General features: G+C 67.4%; 22 protein-coding genes and 1 tRNA gene. 9 read left to right on the forward strand and 14 right to left on the reverse strand.

Annotated elements, in window-relative coordinates:
• The first annotated feature begins 111 nt into the window (after positions 1-111).
• The 4 genes from D455_RS0106370 (at position 112) to D455_RS0106385 (ending at position 2,955) form a co-directional block, all read left to right on the forward strand.
• Positions 112-423 (forward strand): hypothetical protein, encoded by a 312-nt coding sequence (locus D455_RS0106370; RefSeq protein ID WP_241480182.1) that lies wholly within the window; start codon positions 112-114, stop codon positions 421-423.
• A gap of 85 nt (positions 424-508) precedes the next feature.
• Positions 509-1,159, forward strand: coding sequence for an oligoribonuclease (gene orn / locus D455_RS0106375; protein WP_083922151.1), 651 nt, complete (start codon positions 509-511; stop codon positions 1,157-1,159).
• A gap of 67 nt (positions 1,160-1,226) precedes the next feature.
• Positions 1,227-1,302, forward strand: a tRNA-His gene (locus tag D455_RS0106380).
• A 291-nt stretch (positions 1,303-1,593) separates the two neighbouring features.
• Positions 1,594-2,955, forward strand: coding sequence for a tyrosine-type recombinase/integrase (locus D455_RS0106385; protein WP_017569923.1), 1,362 nt, complete (start codon positions 1,594-1,596; stop codon positions 2,953-2,955).
• A 69-nt stretch (positions 2,956-3,024) separates the two neighbouring features.
• Here D455_RS0106385 and D455_RS29440 read toward each other — a convergent pair whose 3' ends face one another.
• The 5 genes from D455_RS29440 to D455_RS0106410 all read right to left on the reverse strand — a co-directional run bounded on the left by D455_RS29440 (position 3,025) and on the right by D455_RS0106410 (position 6,591).
• Positions 3,025-3,291 carry a helix-turn-helix domain-containing protein gene (locus D455_RS29440; protein ID WP_017569924.1) on the reverse strand — a complete coding sequence of 89 codons (267 nt, stop codon included), beginning with the start codon at positions 3,289-3,291 and terminating at the stop codon, positions 3,025-3,027.
• Positions 3,269-3,712, reverse strand: a complete 444-nt coding sequence (locus tag D455_RS35840) for a WhiB family transcriptional regulator (RefSeq protein WP_152487011.1) — start codon at positions 3,710-3,712, stop codon at positions 3,269-3,271. Before D455_RS35840 ends, D455_RS29440 begins: the two co-directional genes overlap by 23 nt.
• Before the next feature lie 530 nt (positions 3,713-4,242).
• The gene (locus D455_RS0106405) at positions 4,243-5,100 is read right to left on the reverse strand and encodes a replication-relaxation family protein (protein WP_017569927.1); all 858 of its coding nucleotides are present in this window, start codon (positions 5,098-5,100) and stop codon (positions 4,243-4,245) included.
• Positions 5,101-5,334: 234 nt separating this feature from the next.
• A complete protein-coding gene (locus tag D455_RS34805) occupies positions 5,335-5,484 on the reverse strand; it encodes a hypothetical protein (protein ID WP_206539248.1) in 150 nt (49 codons plus the stop codon).
• A gap of 609 nt (positions 5,485-6,093) precedes the next feature.
• Positions 6,094-6,591, reverse strand: coding sequence for an ATP-binding protein (locus D455_RS0106410; protein WP_017569928.1), 498 nt, complete (start codon positions 6,589-6,591; stop codon positions 6,094-6,096).
• Positions 6,592-6,771: 180 nt separating this feature from the next.
• Between D455_RS0106410 and D455_RS0106415 the strand changes: the two genes are divergently transcribed.
• Both D455_RS0106415 and D455_RS32545 read left to right on the forward strand, forming a co-directional pair.
• Positions 6,772-7,599 carry a helix-turn-helix domain-containing protein gene (locus tag D455_RS0106415; protein WP_017569929.1) on the forward strand — a complete coding sequence of 276 codons (828 nt, stop codon included), beginning with the start codon at positions 6,772-6,774 and terminating at the stop codon, positions 7,597-7,599.
• Positions 7,592-7,768: a DUF397 domain-containing protein gene (locus D455_RS32545; RefSeq protein ID WP_017569930.1), complete on the forward strand. Its 177-nt coding sequence runs from the start codon at positions 7,592-7,594 to the stop codon at positions 7,766-7,768. Before D455_RS0106415 ends, D455_RS32545 begins: the two co-directional genes overlap by 8 nt.
• Before the next feature lie 4 nt (positions 7,769-7,772).
• Here D455_RS32545 and D455_RS0106425 read toward each other — a convergent pair whose 3' ends face one another.
• The 6 genes from D455_RS0106425 to D455_RS0106450 form a co-directional block, all read right to left on the reverse strand.
• The gene (locus D455_RS0106425) at positions 7,773-8,243 is read right to left on the reverse strand and encodes an NUDIX domain-containing protein (protein ID WP_026122377.1); all 471 of its coding nucleotides are present in this window, start codon (positions 8,241-8,243) and stop codon (positions 7,773-7,775) included.
• Between the two features lie 85 nt (positions 8,244-8,328).
• Positions 8,329-8,883, reverse strand: coding sequence for a pentapeptide repeat-containing protein (locus tag D455_RS0106430; protein ID WP_017569932.1), 555 nt, complete (start codon positions 8,881-8,883; stop codon positions 8,329-8,331).
• Between the two features lie 15 nt (positions 8,884-8,898).
• The gene (gene amcA, locus D455_RS34440) at positions 8,899-9,066 is read right to left on the reverse strand and encodes a multiple cyclophane-containing RiPP AmcA (protein ID WP_169552603.1); all 168 of its coding nucleotides are present in this window, start codon (positions 9,064-9,066) and stop codon (positions 8,899-8,901) included.
• Positions 9,067-9,069: 3 nt separating this feature from the next.
• Positions 9,070-10,245, reverse strand: a complete 1,176-nt coding sequence (amcB, locus tag D455_RS0106440; RefSeq protein WP_241480183.1) for a cyclophane-forming radical SAM peptide maturase AmcB — start codon at positions 10,243-10,245, stop codon at positions 9,070-9,072.
• Positions 10,246-10,325: 80 nt separating this feature from the next.
• Complete coding sequence (locus D455_RS0106445; RefSeq protein WP_017569935.1) at positions 10,326-11,510, reverse strand: helix-turn-helix domain-containing protein; 1,185 nt, start codon at positions 11,508-11,510, stop codon at positions 10,326-10,328.
• Between the two features lie 14 nt (positions 11,511-11,524).
• Positions 11,525-12,031 (reverse strand): flavoprotein, encoded by a 507-nt coding sequence (locus tag D455_RS0106450; protein ID WP_040684554.1) that lies wholly within the window; start codon positions 12,029-12,031, stop codon positions 11,525-11,527.
• A 274-nt stretch (positions 12,032-12,305) separates the two neighbouring features.
• Between D455_RS0106450 and D455_RS0106455 the strand changes: the two genes are divergently transcribed.
• Positions 12,306-12,722: an NUDIX hydrolase gene (locus tag D455_RS0106455; protein ID WP_017569937.1), complete on the forward strand. Its 417-nt coding sequence runs from the start codon at positions 12,306-12,308 to the stop codon at positions 12,720-12,722.
• Positions 12,723-12,881: 159 nt separating this feature from the next.
• On the opposite strand, the gene D455_RS34110 is transcribed toward D455_RS0106455, so the two are convergent.
• Positions 12,882-13,445, reverse strand: coding sequence for a hypothetical protein (locus D455_RS34110; protein ID WP_160167830.1), 564 nt, complete (start codon positions 13,443-13,445; stop codon positions 12,882-12,884).
• 141 nt (positions 13,446-13,586) lie between these two features.
• Here D455_RS34110 and D455_RS34115 point away from each other — a divergent pair, with 141 nt between their 5' ends.
• Positions 13,587-14,120, forward strand: a complete 534-nt coding sequence (locus D455_RS34115; RefSeq protein ID WP_160167831.1) for a hypothetical protein — start codon at positions 13,587-13,589, stop codon at positions 14,118-14,120.
• Between the two features lie 621 nt (positions 14,121-14,741).
• Here D455_RS34115 and D455_RS0106470 read toward each other — a convergent pair.
• Entirely contained in the window at positions 14,742-15,059 is a 318-nt protein-coding gene (locus tag D455_RS0106470) for a hypothetical protein (protein WP_241480184.1), read from the reverse strand.
• Positions 15,056-15,472, reverse strand: coding sequence for a hypothetical protein (locus tag D455_RS33420; protein ID WP_017569941.1), 417 nt, complete (start codon positions 15,470-15,472; stop codon positions 15,056-15,058). Before D455_RS33420 ends, D455_RS0106470 begins: the two co-directional genes overlap by 4 nt.
• Positions 15,473-16,138: 666 nt before the next feature.
• Here D455_RS33420 and D455_RS0106480 point away from each other — a divergent pair.
• Positions 16,139-16,432, forward strand: a complete 294-nt coding sequence (locus D455_RS0106480; protein ID WP_017569942.1) for a lactococcin 972 family bacteriocin — start codon at positions 16,139-16,141, stop codon at positions 16,430-16,432.
• The last annotated feature ends 28 nt before the right edge of the window (positions 16,433-16,460 follow it).

A 16,460-nucleotide genomic window follows, 5' to 3' on the forward strand; every position in this document is an offset into this window, starting at 1 on the left:
CCGAACACCCCTGGGCGCCCACCGCAGGGTCCGCCCGGGCCGCCGCCTCCGCCCCCGCAGCGGATGGGTCGCCCCGGTCCGCCGCCCGGATTCCCGCCCACGCCCGGCCCCATGGCCAACGGTCCCGGCGGTCAGCCGCCCATGGGCGGGTACCCCGGAGGTCCCCAGCGGCCCCAGTGGGGTCCGCAGGGGCCCGGCCAGCCGCCGCATCCGGGCGGACAGCACCCCTACCAGCAGCCTCCCGCGCAGCGGCCCAAGAAGAAGAAGCGGGGATGCGGCTGCGGCTGCCTCACCTTCCTCCTGATCCTGGTGGTCGTCCTGGTCCCGCTCTACCTCCAGTTCTGGGACGTCTGGGACTGGATGTACGCCATCTTCGGCGTCGGTGAGCCGCAGGGCGTCCCGGACAGCTGGGTCTGGGACTAGCCCGGACTCCCAGGGGCGGTCGGACACGGTCCGGCCGCCCCTTCGTCATCCCCTCGGGTACCACACAACCCCTAAGCTGACCGGTATGAACGACAGTTTGGTGTGGATTGACTGCGAGATGACGGGCCTGGACTTCGAGAGCGACGCGCTGATCGAGGTGGCCTGTCTGATCACCGACGGGGAGCTCAACATCCTCGACGAGGGTGTGGACGTGGTGATCAAACCCCCGCAGGCCGCGCTGGACCGCATGGGCGACTTCGTCCGCGACATGCACACCACCTCGGGTCTGCTGGAGGAACTGGACAAGGGCGTGAGCCTCCAGGAGGCCGAGGACCTCGTGCTGGAGCACATCCGCCAGTACGTGACCGAGCCGCGCAAGGCCCCGCTGTGCGGCAACTCGATCGCCACCGACCGCACGTTCCTGGCACGTGACATGAAACGCATCGACGAGTTCCTGCACTACCGGATGGTGGACGTGTCCTCCATCAAGGAGCTGCTGCGCCGCTGGTACCCGCGCGTGTACTACGCGAGCCCGGAGAAGAACGGCGGGCACCGGGCGCTCGCCGACATCACCGAAAGCATCCGTGAGCTGCGGTACTACCGCGCCGCGGCCTTCGTGGCCGCGCCCGGCCCGAGCTCGGCCACGGCCCGTGCCGTCGCGGCTGACGTGGTCGCCGGGGGCACCGGTCTCGGGGTCCGCGCGGAGGCTTCGGGGACCGACGCGACCGAAAACTGATCGAAGCACTCCCCGGGATCCGCTAAGCTTTCATACGTACGCGGGGCCGAGAGGCCAAGCGGACGTGGTGGGTGTAGCTCAGCCGGTAGAGCACTTGGTTGTGGTCCAAGAAGTCGCGGGTTCAAGTCCCGTCACTCACCCCAGAGCCGAAAGGCCCTGACCAGCGGAAACGTCGCAAGGTCAGGGCCTTTCGCGTTGTCGGGGGTGCACCAGCGGGTGCACGGCGGTAAAGATTCGCCCCGTGAGTGTGCACCACCCATCCCGTCACTCACTCCGGAGCCGGGGGCGCACAAGGGTGCACGAATCAGTGACCCCAGGCCGACATCCCGTACAAAGCCGGATGAATGGGCTACCGCTGCTGGCCTGCGAAAAGATCTTCGAGAACCTTCGCCGATTCCCTTCGCTTCCGCCCGCACCCAAGCGATGGTCCACGCATGGCAACCATCAACCAGCGCACACTGGCCGACGGACGCACCCGCTACTGGGTGAAATGGCGGCTCGGCGGCACCCGCACCGGCGCACCCCAGTCCGAACCCTTCGACACCCACGCCGACGCCCACACCTTCACACTCCACGTCGAAGCCGCCGACCACCAATGGCCCGAGAACTGGATCCGCCGCCAAGGCTGGGCCCCGGGATGGGTCCCCGGACACGGATGGGCCAGGACCGACGAAGACGACGAACCCGAGGCCGAGCCGGTGCTGTTCGCCGACTACGCCCGCGACCTCGTCGACTCCATGACCGGCATCGAGGAGCGCACCCGCGCCGACTACCACCGCGACCTGGCAATCCACCTGATCCCCCGCTTCGGAAAGGTGAACCTACGCGACCCCGCCCAGCTCAAACCCAAGGACGTACGCACCTGGATCAACCATCTGCGCACCGGCGTCCCCGACCCCGCCGCCCCGTACAGGACCAGCGCGCCCAGTCGGGGCCGGAAGAAGGAACCGGGGTGGCTGCGCAAACCGCTCTCCCCCAAGTCCATCCACAACCTGCACGGGCTGCTGTTCACCGTCTGCGAGGCCGCCGTGCGAGAGAACCCGCCGCTACGGCCTTCGAACCCGGCATCGCGCGCCCGCCTGCCCCGCGTCGACGACGGTGAGGGCGAAGCCGACATGTGCTTCCTGACGAGGGAGGAGTTCACGCTGCTACGGGACTCCATGGCCGAGGGCGTACGCGACATAGTGGAGGTGTTCGTACGCACCGGGATGCGCTACAGCGAACTCGCCGCCCTCCAGGTCCGCGACATCACCCTGACCCCCGCCATCGGACCCGACGGGCAACCACTCACACGGGGACACCTGGACGTGCGGCGGGCGTGGAAGCGCTGCCCCGACAACACCTTCCGGCTCGGTGCGCCCAAGACCCGCAGCTCGCGCAGGCGCATCCCGCTCTCCCCGGGCACCATCGACCTCCTGCGACCACGGTTGGAAGGCAAGGGCCCGGAGGAGTTCGTGTTCACCACCGAACGGGGGTCCTGGTGGCGACACTCCTCCTTCTACGGGCGAAGGTGGGCGCCCGGAGTCAAGAAGGCCCAGCAACGGGGGCTGGGCAAGAAGCCGCGCATCCACGACCTGCGCCATACCCACGTGGCGTGGCTGATCGACAAGGACGTGCACGTGTTCAAGATCCAGCGCCGCCTGGGCCACACCTCGATCACCACGACCATGGACCGCTACGGACACCTGGTCACCGACATCGACGACACCATGATCGAGGCCATCGACGGCCCGCCCACCAGCACGGGGCCCTGGACCGACCCCGGCGATGAGCAGCGTCTGCGCCTGATCTCCTAGAGCAGCTACAGGCCTCGGGTATGCCGGTGGGGCGGGTGCACGCCCCACCGGCCCGCTTGGGTTCCTTGCCTATTGGGTGCGCAGCCACCCGTGGGCGTGGGCACCCCGCTGCCCGGGGGCCACCTGTTGGGCGGCCCTCGCCACGATCTGCTCCAGGTCAGTGGCGCTGAAGCGCACGTGCTTGCCGAGTCTGCGGTGCGGTACCCGCCGCAACCGGACCCGTTCGCGAAGCCACGATTCCGGTACCGCGAGCACTCGCGCCGCCTCGGGAATCGTCAGCAACCGCTCCGGCACCTTTCCGTCGCCGTCGTTGTCAGGCCGCCCGGTCCGCGCCATGCGCACCTCCCCCGCGTTCGTTCCGTAGAGCGGAGCGGAACTGGCGGCGCTCGTCCTCGGAGGCCCCGCCCCACACCCCGTAGAGTTCGCCGCGCTTCATCGCTTCGGCCAGGCAGTTGATCTGCACCGGACACACACGGCACACACGCTTGGCGTCGCGCACCGACCCGCCCTGGTGCGGAAACCACAGGTCCGGGTTCTGCCCCCGGCAAGCCGCGTAGGCCTGCCACCCACCGGCCCCGCCCCTACCGTTGCCCCCAGCGGTACGGGCGGCATCGGGCCCTGTGGGGTCGTCAGACGGGCTGTCCGCGCCCGACACACCGTCCCGGCCCGTGGGACGCGGTCCCCGGGTTCGGGCCGCCACGTCGCCCACCAACAGCCCCCGCTCCCCCAACGGCATCCGTCGTCGAATGTCCCCCATGTTCGCCCTTTCGTGATCGGTCACGAGCCGCACTGAACACCGCCGCACGACGGTCGACCTCGCCCTGCCGCTCTGGTGTTCTCGCCCTGATGAACCCCTAGGAAGACGTCCGCCCTCACGGATGCGACATTCGATCCGCGACCACGAAGCCGCGCCGCCGTCCTCCTCGGGCCGCTGGCTGATCTTGACCGCGCCAACGCCACCACGCCGAGCGCTACGAGAAAGACCAGAGGCAGTAGCCAGAAAGAGCTTCCAGCAGCAGAAGAGCAGAGGAGACAGGCCGTCGTAGTTGGTGGTGGCCTGGTGATGAGGGTGTGCGGGGGCGTGAACGCCCCCACACACCCCGGGCGCCGCCCGCCCCACGTGAAGAGGACTACCTCCTTGGGTAGACAGCCGGGGCGGCCACTGGACCACCCCCAAGCCCGGACGACCTGCACTGTGACTGCTCTCAGGGGTGGTCCACCCAAGGCCGGACCACCACGCGGACGCCCGGAAGGACCGTGTACAGGCCCACCCGTTGGCCCAGGGGTTCACCGCCCACCGTTCCCAGAATCGGTGTTCTCCTTCCGGTTGGGGTAGGCGCGTGGGATGTCGTGCAGGGGCACCCGGCCGGGGCGGTGGGCCAGACGCCAGATCGGCCCAGCCGCACCCTGTTGGGCCAACCGGTGGTGGGTACTCAGATACACCCCCACCTTGGCGGTGCAGTCCGTGGCGAGCTTGCGGGCGGTGTTGTCCTCGCGCTGGTCGGAGTGGACCAGGACCAGCACGATCGAGGGCAGCTTGCTGGTGCGGGCCAGATTGGCGTAGCCGGGCATCTTCCTCTTGAGCTGAGTCAGGGACTCGGTGCCGGTGTCGTACTCGATGAACGCGTCCACCGCCACCTCGTGCTCTTCCCAGCGCACGTAGGCGTCGGGGCGAATGTGCCTGCCCCACTTATCCAAGCACGCGCGTTCTCCGTGCCAGCGCCGCAGGTGTGCGCCGACCGTGCGGGCGCTTTCGGTGAAGGCCGCGCGGGTCTCGGACAGGCCCAGGATGTGGTTCAGACTCGGTGAATGGGCCAGAGCCAGGGCGCGGTCGGAGCGGAACTTCAGCGCGTCGGGTTCCTGGTCCTGGTGCAGGGCGACCAGGACCGCGCCGGTGGGGGACAGGATCCAGTGGTCGGGGGCGTTGCGGTCGTGGGCGTGGCGGCGGAACCGGTTGATGACTCCGTAGCGGTGCAGAGCCAGCAGCCGTGAGCGGGCGCGGCGTGGTCCGGCGTCGGGGAAGTAGATGCGGTGCAGGTGGTGGGTGGTCATCACCCGGTGCTCCCACAGCCCGGTCAGGATCTGGCGGTCCCGGTCGGTGATCCGTGGCGCCAGGTGGATCAGTGTCGTGGCGTAGTCGTTCACACGCGCCCTCCCGGGTCGGCTCTCTTCTTTGCCCTTCACCCCCTAAAAGAGCCAGGAGAGGGTTCGGATTCGACACCGGCGGGGGCAACCTTGACCTGCACGTGCCTCCTGCTTTACCCCCGGGGCGGGTTCACTTCGGGTTCAGAACGGGTTCAGTGGACACATCACCTCCCCACCAGCGCCCTCGGGGCGGTGCCACACCTGTGGCACCGCCCCGAAACCGGGATGGGGTTCTCAGTGGCGTGTGTCCAGCCAGGTCCTCACCGCAGCGGCCAGCTCGTCGAACTCCCCCGGCTCGGCCTCGACCCGTTCAAGGCGGCGAGGCCTCCGACTCGGATCATGGAACAGGTAGGGGCGTACTCCGCGCACTCCGTCGTCGTCCACACACCAGCCCTGCTCGGAGGGGTGGGGGTGACGAGGGTGCGGTATCCGCACCGGTCCCGGAACCGGGCGTGTGTGCCGGGCCGCGACCGGAGCGCCTCCCGGCCGTGGCCTCTCCGTCTCGGACACAGCGGTCCTGACGCACGGCAGGGGCATCGTCTGCTCTCGTGTGCTGCTGCGAGGTGACGGCAGTGGGCGCTGGTCCTGTCGCCGAACGTCCACGGAACTGCACAGCACGGCGGCCAGTACCGCGCCGAACAGCCACCGCACCTGCTGTGCCCATCCCCGGACGGGTTTGCGGTGCCGACCGCTAGGCTTCTCCACGATCTCCTCCTGGTTGTGTCAGGTGGGGATTCAGCCCTGGCCTGGTGCCGCTAACACCGGGCCGGGGCGCCTCCACGTCTTCTGTCTTTGGCCGTGTGAGGTGGGTGGGTGTCATTGGCCCCGGGGTCGTACGCCATCCGGAACTGCGCTTCCCACCCACACCACACAAGGGGCACGAATGGCCCGAACCCTGCGGAAAAGGACACCGTTTCCGCAGGGTGGTTGATGTTCGATTGGTTAAGCGAGGTTCTTCAATATCGGCCGCTGGGAAATGTCACCGCGTTCGGATCACCACGGCAGACGAGTCCACCCGGAACGGTCGAAAGCGGCGCGAACCGTCAGCGGCCCGCTTTCCTTGCCGGAGAAGTCCCAGTACAGGGCCAGGGCGTCCACCAGCGCCAGGCCGTATCCGCCCTCGGCCAGCACGGATTCCGGTTTCCCCCCGCCGAACTTGGTGGAGGCCGTGGGCACGGTGGCCTTCCTGCCGGGCCAGGGGCCGTCGTCGGTGACCCGGAGCAGGAACAGGCGCGGGCGCCGCTGGATCTCGATCCGCACCCGACCGCCCAGAAGGCCCGAGGCGGTGTGCTTCAGCGCGTTGGCATGCAGTTCGGCCAGCGACACCAGCAGCGGGTGCGCGGCCGAGGGTGTGGTCCTGGTGGCCTGCATCGCCCAGCGGCGTGCGGCCCGCACGTGGTGGAGGTCGGCACCGCAGACCAGGCCGCTGGTGTCGGGGTCGGTGTGGCGGATACGCCTGGGCAGGTCGAGGGAGGTCTGAGCCGGGGTCATGGATTTCCACCGGGTCCTTTCGCTGTGGTCGTGGTCGCTGTGCGTGAGCCCGCAACGAAAGGATGTGGTCAGAGCGTTCACCCCGGGAAGGCCAGACGGAGAGTTCCCGAATCTTCCATATGCCTCTGGAATTCTGTGGAATACCCCACACGCCGCGTCGCCCTGTGATCACATGGCCTCATGCACACAGACGAACGCGCCCTCAAGGCGTTCGGGCGCGAATTGCGCAGGCTACGCGGGGAAACCGAACTCACCCAGCAGGCCCTGGCCCGGCGGGTCAGCCAGCGCGGCACGACGATCAGCGACTCACACGTGTCCGACATCGAGAACGGCCGGGCGATGGCCCGGCCGTGGCTGCGCAAGCTCCTGGACGAGATCCTGGAGAGCGACGGGAGGCTGGAGCAGCTCTGGGAGGAGTTGACGGGTTCCGGACGTCAGGTGTGGCTGCACGAGGTCACCAAGCGTACCCACGCCGCCGACGCCCTCTTCGAGTACCAGCCCCTGGTGTTCCCCTCCTACCTGCAAACGGAGGAGTACGCTCACGCGCTCATCCGTTACGGGTCTCCCTGGCTGGCAGGTCGGGAAGTTCGAGCTCTGGCCAAGGAGCGTCGGGAACGCGCGGAGCGCATGGCGAAGGCCGAACTTCCCTCGCTCTGGTTGATCATCGACCAGAGCGTGCTGGCCCGCCGCTACGGTTCTCCGGAAATCCAACGGGAGCAGCTCGCTCACGTCGCTAGCCTTGTGGACGGCGACCGGTTGACCGTGCAGATGGTGCCGACGAACTCTCCTCGCCATGCGGGAAACTCCGGTCCACGACGGATCATCACGACCGCTGACGCACCGGAAGTCGTCTACATGGAATCAGCTGAGGAGGGCCGGATCATCACCGACTCCGCTGGTATCTTTCGTAGCCGCCTGCTGTTCACGGCCCTTCAGGGAGCAGCACGCGACCCGCAGGAGACCTTGCAGGCCATCCGCGACGAGATGAGGAAGATCGACGATGAGTGACTGGCACAAGAGCAGTTACAGCGGCGGGTCGAACGAGTGCGTCGAGGTCCGCGAGCACAGCACCGGTGCGGACGTGCGCGACACCCAGAACCGCTCGCGCGGCCAGCTCGCCTTCACCTCGGACGAGTGGAAGGCCTTCGTCAGCACCCTCCACCTGACCAGCGAGTGAACGCCTACGAGACGAGCTCGCCGTTCTCCAGGTAAACCGTTGTGCCTTCCTGACGTGCGCGTGCGCCATGGGCGATCCTGCGCGCGAGCCTGGGGATCGTTGCCACCTCGATCGTGGCCACGTCATGGAATCTGTACTCGGTCAGTTCGTCCTGGTCGAGGGTGATCTGGTCCAGCCACTCCTGGCCGAGCACTCCTCCGTCGAAGACGAACAGCTGCTTGTCGCCCTCGGAGGGGTTGGGTGCCCAGTCCACGACCAGGAGTCGCCCAAGGGGCGGAGCGATCCCCAGTTCCTCCTTCACCTCGCGCGCCACGGCCTGGGTCGGTGTCTCCCCGTGCTCGATGTAGCCGCCGGGAATGTCCAGGTAGTCCTTGTAGGAGGGAACCACCATCATCACCCGGCCGAGGTGATTGAAGAACAGGGCACCAGCGGCGACCCTCGGGCGGGAGAAGCATTCTGTGGGATCAGAGGCCATGCCCCGACACTAACGACGGCTCCGGAACGGCCACACCTTTGCTTCGCCAAGCCAGTCCGTCTCCGGGGCTGTTTCTCCTGAACGGTTACAGTGGCGCCTCGGCCACGGTCAGGTCCAGGTCGCGGACCATGACCTCGCTGAGCTGGCGCAACTGCATCTCGGTCACCTTGGCCCCACGCAATGACGCCAGACCCGACAGCCCGGACAGATCGCTCTCACGCAGGTCCGCACCGGTCAGAGAGGTGCCCTGAAGATCCGCGCCGAAGGCGCAGTCGTCGAAGACCACCTCTCGCAGGTCGCACCCTTCGAACGCGGCCTCCTTGAACGAGCAGCCCACGAACGCCACGTCGCCAACGGCTCTGACCTGGGCCCAGGTGGCGTAGTCGAACTGGCAGCCCTCGAAGACCACGTCCCGCAGGGACACCCGCACCAGTGACACACCCATCAGCCTCGACGTGCGGAACCGGCACCGGTCGAGGCGTACGTCCACCAAACGGTGTGAGGACAGATCCACCGACCGGAAGTCGGTGTTGACGACCCGTTCCTCCTCCAACGGGTTCGGATGCGGCCACGAGGCCACCGGGGCCTCGTCGTCACTGGGCAGGAGCACCTTCGCGCTCCGGATCCGGGCTGTCTCCACGAAGCCTTCCCCGTTCTACTTGCTCCAGTTGTCCCAGGTGGAACGGTTGTCCCAGGGGCCACCGTTCTTGTTGTCCCAGGTGTCGCGGTTGTCGAACCGCCCCACCGGGGTGCTCGGCCGGAGCCGCCTGATCAGGTCGGCGACCTCGCAGGACCGCTCAAGCACGGTCATGACACTGCTCATCGTTCACGCTCCCATCTTCTCGCCCAGCGCGCGGGCGAGTTCGATCTTCGAGTTACGGCAGTAGGCGGTCTCGGTGACGGTGAAGTCTCCGTGTTCGAAGTACTTGTTCGAGGCCTGCCCTCCCTGGCAGAACACGAAGAACTCGCACTCCTGACGGCACCGCCGTGCGCCCTCGGTGTACTCGCGCACATAGGAGGCTTCGTCGATGCGGTTGAGGATGGCAGCCAAGGTCTGGCCCAGGACGTTGCCGAGGACGAAGTCGCCGTAGCGGTCGTCCTTGACCCCGAGCAGCTCCGGGGAGAGCACGACCACGTCACCGTTGGTCCCCACCGTCGGGATGGGATCATGGAGGGCTGTGTCCCACCGGTCCTTGCCTCCAGCTCGCGCGTCGGCCAGGTAGCCCAGGAGTCGGTCGGCCTCGCGTACGCGCAGAGGACTTCCGGCATCGAGGCGGTCGAACATCTTCCGCCAGAAGCGACGTACGAGTTCGGGAGGGATGGTCTGGCGGTCGTCGTTGGCGCCTTCGAGTTCCTCGATGTTGAAGCCGACGCTGGTGGCGCCCAGATCCTCGAAGAACTCCAGTAGGGACTCGGGCTGTGTGACGGTCTGCTCGGTGACCACGCAGATGGCGGAGAAGGCGATGTCATGGGCGCGCAGCCGGGAGATGCCGCGCATTACGCGGTCGAAGGACGGTCTGTTGCCCCAGTCGGTGCGTGCTCGGTTGGCCGCCTCCGGGCCGTCGATGCTCACGCCCACACGAAAGCCGTAGCGGTGGAAGAGGTCGCACCAGGCGTCGTCGATGAGAGTGGCGTTGGTCTGGACGAAGTGACGGACTCTGCCCTGGTGGCGCAGGGGCTCGAACGGCTCCAGGAGAGCGCGGAAGCGGTCGCGTCGGGTGGTCAGGGGCTCGCCGCCGTGCCAGACCACGTCCACCACGTCCGTCCCCCGTTCGGTGATACCGGCTGCGAGGGCTTCGGCGACGGGGACGGACATCTCCAGGCGGGTCTTGCGCTCAGAGGCAGACAGGTAGCAGTAGGAGCAGTTGAGGTTGCACAATGTGGTCGGCTGGAGGACCAGCGACTGGAAGCGGGGGGCCAGCACGACGTCTTCCGTGCTCTGGTCACGCTGGCGAGGAACACATCCGGGCGTGGCCTGCCCCGGGGCGCTAGTGATCGGCATGGAGCGACCGTACGGCGTGAACACCTCACGGTTTCGCAGTCGTCAGAGGGTAAAAGACCCACAGGAATCTGCGGGTCGGCTCAGACCACTCCGGCTCTGCGAGCCAAGGGGCGCAGTTCGGGGGTGGAGCGACGGTGTTCCCGGCGCAACAGTTCGGTCAGGACACCCGCGGTCCCCCGGTGGTAGCGAATGAGCTCGGGGGCGAGTTGTTCGGCTTCCAGGAGGGTGTGGACCGCTGCGGCGTCCTGGCGCCGCTGTGTGTAGGCGCGGGCCAGATCCAAACTGACCTGGGCGCGTCGGCTGACCAGCCCGTTGGGCAGGGCGCTGACGTCCAGGTCCTCTCCCACTTCCACGGCGGTGCGTGCGTCACCGGTCGCCATGGCGGTGCTGATGGTGTGGATGGCGACGTTGGTCCTGCCGAACGCCGTCCCGTGCAGGTTGCGGTCCCCGCCGAGGCGTTCAGCCGCACGGTGAGCTTGGCGAAGCAGGCGTGGCACGGCTGCCCGGTCGAACTCCGCGGCGGCGGCCGTGGCNCTCAGTTCCTCCGGAGTACCGGGCCTCATCCGGAGTTCGAGTGCGCTCGCAGCGCCCATCGCCAACTCCGTCGCTTCGGCGGGACGTCCCCGTGAGATGAACACATACGCCATCCGGTAGGCGGCCACGGCGGTCAACAGTGGCTGATCAGCCCACGCTGCGGCCGACATGGCGCGGTCTGCGGCCTGCCAGGCCAGGGCCCTCTCCCCCACTTTGCGCAGCAGGGCGGCCGTGGTGTTGTAGACCATGGCTCTGGCCGCGCACACCGCAGGCCGATCGGCGCCACGGCTGTGCGCGGCGGCCTCCGCGTCCCGGATCAGTCGGGGCAGGCGTCGTCCGACCTCGTCGTAACGGGCCGCCTGGTAGGCGGCATAGGCGTGGTGGGCCTGGGCGAACAGCACGTCCGGGTCGACCCGGGGTTCGGCGCTGATCTCGGCGATGATGGTCTCCAGCGTGGAGTACCGCATCATGGCCTGCTCGATCGTGCGGGCGGCGTCGTAGCGCATGTCGGTGACCGCCTCGGGTTCGGTGCCGGTCAGTTCGGCGATGTTGAGCCGAAGCACGCGCGACAAACGGTTCAGGACCTCGTAGGAGTCCGCCGTGAGGATTCCGCGTTCGACCTGGGAAAGCCAGGACTCCGAACGCCCAACGAGTCCGGCGAGCACACTCTGGGAGTAGCCGTGCCTGCGGCGGGCGCGTTTGATCGTCTGGCCTCGGGAGGCGGGGTCCACGCTGTGCCTTTCGGTCAGAGGCGGTTCACGGTGTCGACGACGCGCTGCCAGGTGGGCATGCGGCGCTCATAGGGCGCGTCGGGGTCGTGCAGGAGGGTGACCGCCTCCATCGCGCGCAGGGTCTCCAGGGAGCGGGCGAAGGCGGGGTGGGAGGCGAGCTGGGGTTTGCAGTGGGGCACCACCACGGTGGGTACCCGGTAGCCGACCATCTCGCACAGCAGGGAGACGGCGAAGTTGTCGGCGATGCCCTGAGCGAACTTGTTGACCGTGTTGAAAGTCAGCGGACACGCCAGGACGGCGTCGGTGGGGGGAAGGCTCTTGCCCGTCCCCGGCCTACGGAAGTCGACGCGGAGCGGCTCGCCGGTCAGATCCTCCAACCGCTCTTGGTCGTGGAAGCGCACACCCGTGGGAGTGGAGAGGACCGTTACTCGCCAGTCCTGGTTCTGAAACGCCCGCACGAGTTCGGAGGCTCCTTCGGGGGCGGGGGCTCCGGACAGCACCAGGTAGAGGGTTCTCGACATGGCCAGAGTCTAGAACGCGCGCAGCGCAAGGGTGGGAGGCCCAGAGCCTTCCAAGCTGCGGTCCCACCCAGTAGCGCCCGTCAACCGGGGCCAAGCCCCGTCAGTCATCCCGCTGAGCCCAGCTCGATCCACTGCCGTACCAGGGTTGGAAAGCGGCCGAGCAGGAGAATCCAGAGCCATGATCAGAGAGTTCGCCGGACACACCTCGTACGACTCAGCTCTCCTGTTTACTTCACGAGTGCCGAGCCCACACGCCGTCGAAAGCGAGCTCCCCATGTCCGATACCCCCTACGCCCCGCGCACGTTCCCCGTCTCAGTCAAGGGCGTCGTCATCCGCGACGGCCGAGTGCTGCTGCTGCGCAACGAGCGTGATGAGTGGGAACTGCCCGGCGGCAAGATCGAGATCGGGGAGAGCCCCAAGGCGTGCCTGGCCCGGGAGATCGAGGAGGAAACCGGCTGGCCCGTACAGGTGACCGAGATCCTCGACTCGTGGATGTACCACATCACCCAGGCGGACCGGCACGTCTTCATCGTCACCTACGGGTGCCACATCGACTCCCAGACCCCGGTCGTGGTCTCCAGCGAACACAAGGAGGCCGGACTGTTCACCGAAGCCCAGGTGCCCGGCCTGCCGATGCCGGAAGGCTACAAGCGGTCGGTCCTGGCCTGGTTCTCCCGGTCCCGAGCTTGAACACCACACCCACCGTCTGTTGGCTCTGATTGAGGAAGGCGGACCACGGCGGATCAGCCGACGCGCCATCGGCAGAGCCCGGCCGTGTCCCCCAACGTAAGCAGCACGGCCGGGCGCGGTTGTCACAGGACCTTGACGTCACGCCTCTCCGGCATAGGGCTACCGATCAGCCCGCACCTTGGAAATCTGGCGAGCCCACTCCGGGACCGTCCTCTGGAAGTCCCACAGCTCCAGCTTCCCACCCCATGCGTCCGCGATCCGAGCGATGCCGCAGGCCTCGCCCAGCAGGATGTCCTCGCCGAGGTAATCCAACGCGGTCGGGTCCTGCCAGGCCTTCCCATCCCGCTCCGCGTAGAGCCCCTGGATCACACCGAGCGCGGCAGCACGCGCCCCGGCCTTCGCCCCGACGGCGAATCTTCGGGTCACGTCCTCGACCAGCGGCCTCAGGGAATAGGAAAGGACGACTTCGTCCGGATCGTTCTTGACGTATCCGCTCTCGTCCTCCTTGATGTACCTAGCGCTCACCTCCCCTTCGCGCGCATCGATGAAGGCGGGAAGCTCATCCGGTCGGAAGCGTTCCAGTTCCGTCCTGGTTCGGCGGCAGAACACAGCGGGGTCGGCGTCGTTCAGTTGGGCGACCGCTACCTGTTCGAAGTCCGCGATCAGCTCGGGCTTCCTCGCCAGAACATGCTGGACGAGGGTTCGGAACTCGCTGGTCCGCAAGCCGTTGAGCGAACTTCCCCGGTCGAGCTTGAGGGAGGCGTCAGCTTCCGGGTGAGGCCGGGGACGGGCTGACTTCTCCGGCCCGGGTAGTTCATAGAACAGGGCCCCCTCATCGAGCGCCGCGAGCGCTACCGCGACACCGTGCTTGCAGAGCTTGTCCTCTGGCTCCTCTTCCTCGTCCTCATCGTCAAGGAGGCCAAAATATCCCCCAGGGCTAAGAATGCAGTCATCACATTCGGATACCAGCAGACCATCACGGACCCCGACCCAAACCTGATGCTCATCAGACCAGGCTCCGGTGGCTCCTTCAACACTCCCGAATCTGATATCGACCCATCGGACACACCCCTGCTCATAAATACTCACCCCCTCCATAAAAAGGTCGCCACCATAGTTCTCTCCCGCCTGCATGACGCGTGCCGGATATACGTCCACAAGTACCTCCATGAACCGAAGCGAGAACCTCGAAAACCGAGGGAATACAAAGACGGGATAACCCGACTCGATCAACCATCGATCAGAATCATCCCACCAAGCTGCACGGCCGGTTTACCCCGGGAGTACCTCAGACTTGTCCACCCTGCTCAGGGATTCAGTGTTCGCGGCGAACTCGGCCAGGGCCGCTTGCAGGTCATCCATGTTTTCGGCAGCGATGACTTCGGGCAAAGCCAGTGAATCGGCATCGTCAAACCTGGTTCCCGCATCCAGGTGGTGTCGAGATCTACTTTGACACGGACAAGGAGCCCGTCCAGTGTGAACGGCTTGAGCCGCTCGGTCTCGACACACTTTTCACGGCCCTCACCCGCTTTGAAGCACTCCACGAAGTTTTCCATGTGCACCCGGAGGGTGCACACCTCCCATCGGAACGCGGGACAACACAGCACAACCGGGCAACCACCTCCCCCACTACCCGCAGATTCTCGCGTTTCCGCAGGTCAGGACACTTGCCCACCCCAGTTCAAGTCCCGTCACTCACCCCAGAGCCGAAAGGCCCTGACCAGCGCGGAAACGCGAAGGTCAGGGCCTTTCGCGTTGTCGGGGGCGCACCGGTGGACACCCGGGACCGGGGGCGGCCTCCTCCCTCCACCACGGCCCGCCCCGGCTTCCCGGGTCCGCCGTGGTGCCTGGTCCGGGGAAGGTGCGCGGCGAGCAGTGAGACGGTCTCGCACGTGTCTCCACACGGTGGCCGTACCGACCCGCCATGTGCGCGGGAACGGCACCGGGTCCGGTGGCGGTCGGCGGTGGAAGCCGACGGTGCCGCTCCCCCGCTCGGCGGCCGCTGGGGCCGCGACGCGCTCACTCCTCCTCGGCGTCGCGGTCCTGCGGTGTCTCGGCCTCGGAGAGTTGGATCCGGCTCGCGAGCCGGTAGTCGACGCGGATGTCCGTGTAGACCACTCCCGGGCGAACCCTCCGGGGAAGGCCGTGGCGCTCACTGCCGGAGGTTCCCTCATGGTCCGGGTGCCCCCAGGTCCGGGACCTGACCTCCGGCACCTCCCGGAAGGTCAGTTCGTCCGCGGACACGGAAGCGCTGACCTCCACGTCGTACGCGGCTTCCGTTCGGTCACCCGTGGTCCCCGGCTCCGCCTCCCGGGTACGGCGGCCATGGCGTCTCACCGCTCGTCCTCGTCGTCGAGGTCCTCCACGACCTCATCCACGGCTTCCCCGACGTCCTCCACCGCGTTCGCCGTGCCCCCGCCCAGGGTCCCCGCGGCCTCTCCCGCGCCCTCCGCCACCTGGTCGAGCGAGGACTCCACTCCCCGGGCCACGTGTTCCAGGATCTGCGGGTTCGCGTCGATCGTCCGCAGGACCCGAGTGATGATCTCGCGGACGTTGTCGAGCTGGACCTTGAGCAGGGCCTCGGCCTCGACCCCCTTGATGGTGAGGTCGACACGGCCGAGTTCGACGTCCGCCCCCACCTTGAGTTTGAGCAGGTCCAGCACCTCGGCCTGAAGGGAGACGGAGGCTCGGAGGTTCTCCACCCCAAGCTCGATCTCGTCGACCTTCACGACCGGAACGTCGAGGAGCACGTCCGGGTCCTCGGCGTGGCGGGCACGGCCGGTGTGCTCGCGGCGGGGTTTGGGCCCCTTCCTCGCACCGTCGGGCCGTCTCCTCCGCCCCGCCTCGGTGTCCTGTTCGGGTGGCGCTTCGCCTCTCGGGGGTCTCCTGTCGCCGGTGGACCGATCCCTGTTTCTTCCGGTTCCCTGGGTACTCCGACTCACCTTCTCCGCACCCTTCCGAGCGGTTCGGGCGCGCCCACGGCCCCGAGCCCCTCCGAGAAAGCGCTCCGTGCCGTCGACCACGGCACGGACACCCACACCTTGCCCGCTTTGTCACTAATTGGGCGCTATGCGAGCATTTCGCCTCATGTACCCCCGGCCACCACCACGGAAACGGTCTTCCCTCCCCGGGGCACTCCTCCGCCGCGGCCCATACCCCATCCCCAGAGTCTGGAGCCACCGACGGGCACCGGACCTATCGCCTCCACGCGGCCTTCCGGTTCAGCCCGGGCACGGCCGGATGCGGTCACCTCCACAGCACCGGAACAAACATCCAGGTGGAACAGCATTCCGTCCCAGAATCAGCTGTTCGCGCAGCATGGGGAGGTTTGTCGCATCCACATGGGCATTGTTAGCTTTCCTACTGGTTGATTACCATACGTAACCAGCCATACAACCCCCCGGCGAAGGATCCCCATGAAGAACAGCATCAGGCGTACCGCCGCCACCGTACTGCTCGCCTCAGGCCTGGCCGTCGGCGCCACCGGGACCGCACTGGCCGTCGTCGAGTACGTCGGAGGCGGGCGATGGGAGCACGGTTTCTCCGCCGGCTCCGTGTACTCGAACTACTTCCACGGCGGCGTCTGCCACGGCTCCACCGCCGTGGGCACCTACACCGACCGCACATCCGCCCCAGCCGGATACACCTCCTACGCCACCGCCCCCGAAGCCCGGTGGGGTAACAAGACCTACTGGCGCACCAGCTGCTGATCACCGTCCGTGCCCCAGATCCGCAGGT

It is taken from the genome of Nocardiopsis halotolerans DSM 44410 (assembly GCF_000341065.1).
Classification (GTDB): domain Bacteria; phylum Actinomycetota; class Actinomycetes; order Streptosporangiales; family Streptosporangiaceae; genus Nocardiopsis; species Nocardiopsis halotolerans.